At 69.8% G+C, this 5,536-nt stretch carries 4 protein-coding genes and 1 pseudogene; 1 reads left to right on the top strand and 4 read right to left on the bottom strand.

Features of this window, described 5'->3' with window-relative positions; all coding sequences use genetic code 11:
- On the bottom strand, window positions 1-1,029 hold a 1,029-nt coding region (locus ABF401_RS15875; RefSeq protein WP_353510545.1), incomplete at its 3' end, for an AMP-binding protein.
- A 96-nt stretch (window positions 1,030-1,125) separates the two neighbouring features.
- On the bottom strand, window positions 1,126-2,286 hold the full coding sequence (gene ispG / locus ABF401_RS15870; protein WP_353510544.1) for a flavodoxin-dependent (E)-4-hydroxy-3-methylbut-2-enyl-diphosphate synthase: 1,161 nt from the start codon (window positions 2,284-2,286) through the stop codon (window positions 1,126-1,128).
- A gap of 131 nt (window positions 2,287-2,417) precedes the next feature.
- Here ispG and ABF401_RS15865 point away from each other — a divergent pair, with 131 nt between their 5' ends.
- Complete coding sequence (locus ABF401_RS15865) at window positions 2,418-3,602, top strand: zinc-dependent alcohol dehydrogenase (protein WP_353510543.1); 1,185 nt, start codon at window positions 2,418-2,420, stop codon at window positions 3,600-3,602.
- Between the two features lie 54 nt (window positions 3,603-3,656).
- Here the strand turns inward: ABF401_RS15865 and ABF401_RS15860 are convergent, their stop codons facing one another.
- Window positions 3,657-5,003, bottom strand: coding sequence for a M50 family metallopeptidase (locus tag ABF401_RS15860; RefSeq protein WP_353510542.1), 1,347 nt, complete (start codon window positions 5,001-5,003; stop codon window positions 3,657-3,659).
- A gap of 84 nt (window positions 5,004-5,087) precedes the next feature.
- Window positions 5,088-5,536 (bottom strand): annotated as a pseudogene (locus ABF401_RS15855) (1-deoxy-D-xylulose-5-phosphate reductoisomerase); the annotation flags it as partial.

Genomic DNA, 5,536 nt, shown 5'->3' with positions numbered 1-5,536 from the left:
GTCCATGAGCGCGCCGCACGCCACCACAGTGGCCTCGGTCGGGCCGTACGTGTTCCAGACTTCCCGGTCTGCCGTCGCCAGCCGCTCGGCCAGCTCGGGCGGGCAGGCCTCGCCGCCGAAGATGAGCAGCCGGACCGGCTCCAGCGCCTCAGCGGGCCAGAGCGCTGCCAACGTCGGCACGGTCGAGACGATCGAGATCTCCTGCGTGACGAGCCACGGACCGAGGTCCATCCCGGTGCGCACGAGGGCCCGAGGGGCTGCCACGAGGCACGCGCCATGGCCCCACGCCAGCCACATCTCCTCGCACGAGGCGTCGAAAGCGACGGAGAGACCCGCCAGCACGCGGTCCCCGGGCCCGATCGGCTCGGCCTGCAGGAACATCCTCGACTCCGCGTCGACGAATGCCGCCGCAGAGCGGTGTGACACCGCCACCCCCTTGGGAACGCCGGTCGAGCCCGACGTGAAGATGACCCAGGCATCGTCCTCCGGTCCTGGAGTCTGAGGCGGGTCGGGGTCCGGACCGGCCTCGGGGGCTCTGCCTGACGCCGGGTCCGTGGCTGCCAGCGAGGCTGCTACCCCGGCTGCTGGCGGGGCTGCTACCCGGGCTGCTGCGGCGGCTTGGCCGCGGCCGGCGCCCTTCCCGCCCGCTCCCATCGTGATCCGCCTGCCCGCGCCGACCACCGCGAAGACGCCCGCCTCGCCGAACACCAGGTCGGCCCGTTCGTCCGGGTCGTCCACGTCGACGGGGACGTATGCCGCTCCCGCGCGCAGGATGCCCAGGATCGCCACATACAGGTCATGGGTGCCCGACGGGGCACGGACCCCGACCTTGTCACCGCGACGCACGCCGACGGCATACAGCTGGGCTGCCAGCGCGGCGATGTGCTCACCGAGCTCGGCATAGGTGAGGACCGACAGCGTGTCGTCCAGCGCCGCGGCATCCGGATGGGTGGCGATGGTCTCGTCGAGGACGTCCAGCAGGGTGCGCGGCGCCGGCGCACGTCCGCCGGCCAGCAGCGGATCGGACAATCGCGCTCCTCGGGCTCAGGCTGGCTTTTCCCACAAATCGTAGTGAGCCGAGGTGAACGCCGGGTGGACCTTCGGCGAGCCGCGCGAGCCGAGTCGTCAGCCGACCGTGACGGAGGGCGACCCCGCGGCCTCGTCGTCCACCGGCTCCCCCATCTCCTCGGCGATCCGCATGGCCTCCTCGATGAGCGTCTCGACGATCTGGCTCTCCGGCACCGTCTTGATGACCTCGCCCTTGACGAAGATCTGGCCCTTGCCGTTGCCGGAGGCCACGCCGAGGTCCGCCTCCCGAGCCTCGCCCGGGCCGTTCACCACACACCCCATGACCGCGACCCGGAGCGGGACGGTCATGCCCTCGAGCCCGGCCGTCACCTGATCGGCGAGCGTGTAGACGTCGACCTGGGCGCGACCGCACGACGGGCACGACACGATCTCGAGCTTGCGGGGCTTGAGGTTGAGGCTCTGCAGGATCTGGTTGCCGACCTTGACCTCCTCGACTGGCGGGGCCGACAGCGACACACGGATCGTGTCCCCGATGCCCTTGGACAGCAGTGCCCCGAAGGCAGTCGCCGACTTGATCGTGCCCTGGAACGCGGGGCCGGCCTCCGTCACCCCGAGGTGCAGCGGCCAGTCGCCCCGCTCGGCGAGCAGCTCGTAGGCGCGCACCATGATCACCGGGTCGTTGTGCTTGACCGAGATCTTGAAGTCGTGGAAGTCGTGCTCCTCGAAGAGGCTCGCCTCCCACACGGCCGACTCGACGAGAGCCTCGGGGGTGGCCTTGCCGTACTTCTCGAGCAGCCGCTTGTCGAGGGAGCCGGCGTTGACGCCGATGCGGATGGAGACACCCGCCTCCTTGGCGCGGCGGGCGATCTCCCCGACCTGGTCGTCGAACTGGCGGATGTTGCCCGGGTTGACCCGGACGGCGGCGCACCCAGCGTCGATGGCCGCGTAGACATACTTGGGCTGGAAGTGGATGTCGGCGATGACCGGGATCTGCGACTTCCGGGCGATGGCCGGCAGTGCCTCGGCGTCGTCCTGACTGGGGCACGCGACGCGGACGATGTCGCAGCCTGTTGCGGTCAGCTCGGCGATCTGCTGCAGCGTGGCGTTGATGTCCGTCGTCGGTGTCGTCGTCATGGACTGCACCGAGATCGGGAAGTTGCTGCCGACGCCCACCTTGCCGACCCTGATCTGGCGAGTCCTGCGCCGGGGCGCGAGCACGGGGGCCGGGGCCGAGGGCATGCCGAGGGAGACACTCATGATCGCCATTATCACCCGGACTCCGGGTGATCTCGGCCATCGGGTTTGGCCGACGACGCCCGTGGGCACGGTCCTCGCATGCGGGGACGTCCTCGGCGACCACCGCGTACGACGAGGCGAGGAGGACGCTGGTGAAGGCCCTGGTCTGGCACGGCAAGCGCGACGTACGGGTCGATGAGGTCCCGGATCCGACGATCCAGGAACCGACCGACGCGATCATCAAGGTGACCTCGACCGCTATCTGCGGCTCCGACCTGCACCTTTACGAGGTGCTGGGCGCGTACCTCACACCGGGGGACATCCTCGGCCACGAGCCGATGGGGATCGTCGAGGAGGTCGGCGCGGAGGTGACCCACATCGCGCCCGGCGACCGGGTGGTCATCCCCTTCAACATCTCGTGCGGCCACTGCTGGATGTGTGATCGGGATCTGTATGCCCAGTGCGAGACGACCCAGCAGCGGGAGCAGGGCAAGGGGGCGGCGCTCTTCGGGTACACGAGCCTCTACGGGGCCGTGCCCGGGGGCCAAGCGGAGTACCTTCGGGTGCCGCAGGCCCAGTTCGGCCCGATCCCGGTGCCTGAGGGGCCCTCCGACCAACGCCTGCTCTACCTGTCCGACATCCTGCCGACCGCGTGGCAGGCCGTGATGTTCGCCGACGTCCCGAAGGGCGGCACGCTGGCCGTCGTCGGTCTCGGGCCCGTCGGACAGCTCGCCGCCCGCATCGGACGGCACCTCGGAGCCGAGCGGGTCATCGGCGTCGACCTCGCGACGGAACGGCTGGCACTGGCGGCTGAGTTCGGGGCGGAAGTCGTCGACGTGGGCAGCGTCGAGGACGCCGCCGAGGCGCTCATCGAGCTGACGGGCGGTCGGGGGCCGGACAGCGTCGTCGAGGCAGTTGGCATGGAGGCACACGGCTCCCCCATGGCCAAGGCTGCCCAGACCGCCGTGGGGCTGCTGCCCGACGCGTTGGCCAAGCCGCTCATCGACAAGCTGGCCGTCGACCGGCTCGACGCCCTGCACACGTGCCTCAAGGCCGCCCGACGCGGTGGGACGGTCTCGGTCGTCGGCGTCTACGGCGGCGAGGTCGACCCGATGCCGATGATGGAGATGTTCGACCGCGGCATCACCGTGCGGATGGGCCAGTGCCACGTCAAGCGGTGGATCGATGACCTCCTGCCGCTCGTCCTCGACCCGTCCGATCCGCTCGGCACCGAACACCTTGCGACCCACGTGCTGCCCCTCATGCAGGCACCGAGCGGCTACGCGACGTTCCAGGCGAAGGAGGACGGCTGCATCAAGGTCGTGCTGGAGCCCTGACGATCTCCAACACCGTTCGGCCAGGCCGACTCCGACCCGGCGAAGGGGCGCTGGTCAGCCGAAGATGCTGATGGGCTTGACGATGTCTGCGTAGATGAGCAGCACGGACATGGTGATCAGGACGAGCGACATGCCGTAGGCGACCGGCAGGCCCTTGGCAACGTCGACGTAGCCGGGATCGGGGCGATGGGTGAGCTTGGCCCACCCCTTCTTGATCGACTCCCAGATCGCGCCGGCCACGTGTCCACCGTCCAGCGGGAGCAGCGGGATGAGGTTGAACACGAACAGGGCCAGGTTGAGCGATGCGATGAGCAGGACGAGCTGGGCGATCTTGAGCCAGTTGCCGCCCTGGTCGGCCGGGACGTCGAGGGCCGCGACCTCCCCACCGATGCGGCCGACGCCGACGACCGAGATCGGGCCGTTCGGGTCGCGCGCACCCGAGCCGAAGGCGGCCTGGGCAACCCCGACCATCTTCTCGGGGATGCGCCAGATGATGGAGGCGGTGTCGAGGGTCCGGTCCCAGACGAATCCCGGCGCTTCGGCGAGCGGCTTCGTGACGAGCTCCGAGCCGGGTGTGATGCCCATGAACCCCATCGACTGCAGGACGAGCTCCCCGTCCTTGGTGATCGGGTCGCCCTGGGCGTTGTAGGTGGCCCGCTGGAGCTTCGCCGGGACGACCTGGACGGTGACTTCGTCCCCGCCTCGCTGGACGAGGAATGCCATCTGCTTGCCACCGTTGTCCCGAATGGCGGCCGAGACCTCATCCCAGCTGGTGATCGATTGGCCGTTGACGGCGAGGATCCGGTCGTTCTCCTGGAACCCGGCAGCCTTGGCGGGCGAGGCCGGGTCTCCCGGAGCACAGGCGGGGTGCGGGGACTGCACCGTCGGCGTCGCGGTCGGCACGCATTCGGAGATCAGGCCGACCTTCGGCGCCACCTGGGGCAGCCCGTAGAGCGTGATGACGCCGGTGATGAGCACGAACGCGATGAGCAGGTTCATCAACGGCCCGCCAAGCATGACGATGATCTTCTTGCCGGGACTCAGCTTGTAGAAGACGCGGTCCCGGTCCTCCGGGCGCACCTCCTCCATCGAGTCGGCGCGGGCCTGGTCGACCATCTGGCTGAACCGGCCGGTGGAGACCGTCCGCAGCTGGCCCTCCGCGTCGCCCTTGCGGGGCGGCAGCATGCCCACCATCCGTACGTAGCCACCGAGCGGGATGGCCTTGATGCCGTACTCCGTCTCGCCGCGGCGGCGGGACCAGATCGTGGGGCCGAAACCGACCATGTACTGCGTCACCTTGACGCCGAACTTCTTGGCAGGCACGAGGTGGCCGATCTCGTGCAGCGCAATGGACAGCGCCACACCGACGACGACGACGAGGACCCCTACGAGGAACAGCACGCATCCATTGTCACATCGACCGCGCCCCACCGCGGCCACCACGGGCACGATGGGTGGGCTGGGCGCCGTTGGATCCGGGTCTCTTCAGCCCCCGACCCGAGCCCGGGCAGTCGCCCGAGCCCAGGCGTCGGCGGCGAGGACGTCGTCGAGCGCGAGGTCGGCGGTCTGCGACAGGCGCTCAGCGGCATACGAATCCACCACTGCTGCAACGGTGTCCACAATCCCCACGAAGCCCAGCCGACCGTCGTGGAACGCGTCCACCGCCACCTCGTTGGCAGCGTTGTAGACCGCCGGCCACGTGCCACCCGCCTCCCCCACCCGACGCGCGAGCGAAACGGCGGGGAACGCCTCGTCGTCGAGCGGCTCGAAGTCCCACGACTGCGCCTTCGTCCAGTCGACCGGCACGTCGGCGTCCGGGATCCGCTCGGGCCAGGACATGCCGAGCGCGATCGGGACGAGCATCCGCGGCGGGCCGGCCTGGGCGATCGTCGACCCGTCGACGAACTCGACCATCGAGTGGATCATCTGCTGCG

Source organism: Intrasporangium sp. (assembly GCF_040414665.1).
In the GTDB taxonomy this organism is placed as follows: domain Bacteria; phylum Actinomycetota; class Actinomycetes; order Actinomycetales; family Dermatophilaceae; genus Intrasporangium.
The sequence above is the reverse complement of the archived record's forward strand: the minus strand, read 5'-3'. Positions and strand labels throughout refer to the sequence as shown.